A 2360-nucleotide genomic window follows, 5' to 3' on the forward strand; every position below is an offset into this window, starting at 1 on the left:
TCTATGTCAGGAATGGGCCGCTCGAAACCTGCGAGAGTGGGTGCTTTCCTGACATTCGCTGCGCCAAAACTGATGATCTGCTCCCACCTTTGATCGGCAGATGGGCATAGTTTCTTTCAGACGGGAGCACCTACCCGCAAGGCATCGAGAATTGCGGCATGCATATTTCGACTTGCAACTGTATCGCCAATGCGGGCCAGATAGAATTGACCACTCCGATTGGTGTCAACAAATGGAAACGTCCCGCCAATGAGCGCCTTGTGTTCAACCTGCCCAAGGTTGCGCGAGAGTGGTTTGAGGTCGTGATAGAGTTCGGCCATCGGGGACAGCCCATGTTCAACGACCACGTAATCAACAAGACGTTCAGTGACATCCCCCGTCAGCGCGTGACGCAGGTAGGCACGTACCCGATTGCCTTCGCGGGCGAGAGAGGCGAGCTCCTTCAGGCATGTGAAGGTGACTCCGCTGGCGGCCAGATCGCGTAAGGCGACGGCAGAGGTCGTTGGGCCAAGATCATGTAGAAGTGTCCGGTCCGGGGTCACGAGATTGACACTACAACCGGAGCCAGCCAGCGTGTCGGCCGTGACGGCCGCAGGGTGGTCGCCAACCTCGTCGAACAACAGCACCTCGCCCGAGACGCGTACCTCACTGGACAACACCTCCCAACTGGAGATCGCCAGGTCACCGCCGGGGATGGCTAAGGTTTCGGGCCAGCCGCCTGTCGCAACGATCACGACATCGGGTGCTTCGGACAGCACGTCATCGGCTTCGGCATAGGTGTTCAAGCGGATATCGACCCCAAGTATGCTCACTTCGGAAACCAACCAGTCAGCGACGCCCCAGACTTGTCTGCGCGTCATCCCCTTGGCGGCCAGAACCAACTGCCCGCCCAGCCGATCCGACGCCTCGAACAGCACGACGTCGTGGTCGCGCAGGGCGCAGACCCGCGCGGCCTCCAGCCCGCCAGGGCCGCCACCGACAACAACCACTTTCTTGCGTGTGTCGCTGAGAGTGATGACATGAGGTAAGGTCTGCTCCCGCCCCATAGCGGCATTGTGTCCGCACACTGCAGGTTTGCCCTGATTGACCCGGTCCACGCAGTAGCCCAAGCCGACACAGGGGCGGATGCGCTCTTCTTCACCGCGTGCGAGTTTTTGCACCAGATAGGGATCTGCCATCTGTGCGCGAGTCATGCCCACCAGATCGACATGGCCGCCGGAGACCGCGTGGCGGGCCGTGGCAATATCCGCAATCCCTCCTGCGTGCAGGATCGGCAAATCGACGGCATCACGGATGCGTCCGGCCACGGTGATATGCGGGGCCGCGGGCAGGCCCATGGGGCGCACCCATTCGGCCAAGCCCAGATCATCATAGGGCGTGCCGACAAGGATGTTGAGCAGGTCGACGTGGCCGGAACGTTCCAGCATCCGTGCGGCGGCAATGCAGTCTTCGGCGCTCAGCCCTCCTTCGGTCAGTTCATCGCCGGTGATGCGCATCGACAGGATGAACTCGGTGCCGACTTCAGCGCGCACAGCGTCAAGCACCTGCAGGGTCAGACGCATGCAGTTCTCCAGCGTTCCGCCATAGTCATCGTCCCGCTGATTGGTCAGCGGGGACAGGAACTGCCCCAGAAGGTGAGAGTGAGACAGGATCTCGATCCCGTCGAACCCGCCCAACTGACAGCGTCGCGCAGCAGCTGTGAAGTCGCCAATCACGCGGTCGATGTCCTCTTGTTCCATAGCTTTGGGAAAGGCGCGGTGGGCGCGTTCGCGGATACCGGACGGAGCCAGAACTGGCAGCCAATGCCCATCATCCCATGCTGTGCGGCGCCCCATATGGGTGATCTGACACATGATCGCGGAACCATGTTCATGAACACCATCCGTCAGTTTCCGGAACCATGGGATTATACTATCATCACCTGCATAGAGCTGGCCAAACACCGATGGGCTATCAGGTGCAATATTGGTCGACCCGCCGACCATGGTCAGGGCAACCCCGCCCTTTGCTTTTTCCTCGTGATACAACCTGTAACGGTCCCGGGGGTTGCCATCTTCGACAAAATTCGGCGCATGGGATGTGCTGACGATACGATTGCGCAAAGCCAAGTGTTTCAATTGAAACGGATCGAATAGGTCTGACACTTTCGTATCCCTTCGGCCAAAACTGCTAATTGAATACTGTCCAGGGTCGGGCCCGCCGATCAGATTCAATGCCTGATGAGGTTCGTTGTCGAGGGTAATTTACTTGGTAAGCAACACGTAAGAATTCACTGCTTCCGACATAGCTACGTGAAAAGACGACCCGACCGCGATACCCGTATGTGGAACATTCCTTGAGCTGAGACGGATACCAGACAG

1 protein-coding gene is annotated in these 2360 nt (G+C 59.0%); it reads right to left on the reverse strand.

What is annotated here, in order from left to right; all coding sequences use genetic code 11:
• Positions 1 to 116 precede the first annotated feature (116 nt).
• A complete protein-coding gene (locus GOX66_RS25395; protein ID WP_170766687.1) occupies positions 117 to 2144 on the reverse strand; it encodes an oxidoreductase in 2028 nt (675 codons plus the stop codon).
• Between the last annotated feature and the right edge of the window lie 216 nt (positions 2145 to 2360).

The organism is Ruegeria lacuscaerulensis, from assembly GCF_013031245.1.
Classification (GTDB): Bacteria; Pseudomonadota; Alphaproteobacteria; order Rhodobacterales; family Rhodobacteraceae; genus Ruegeria; species Ruegeria lacuscaerulensis_C.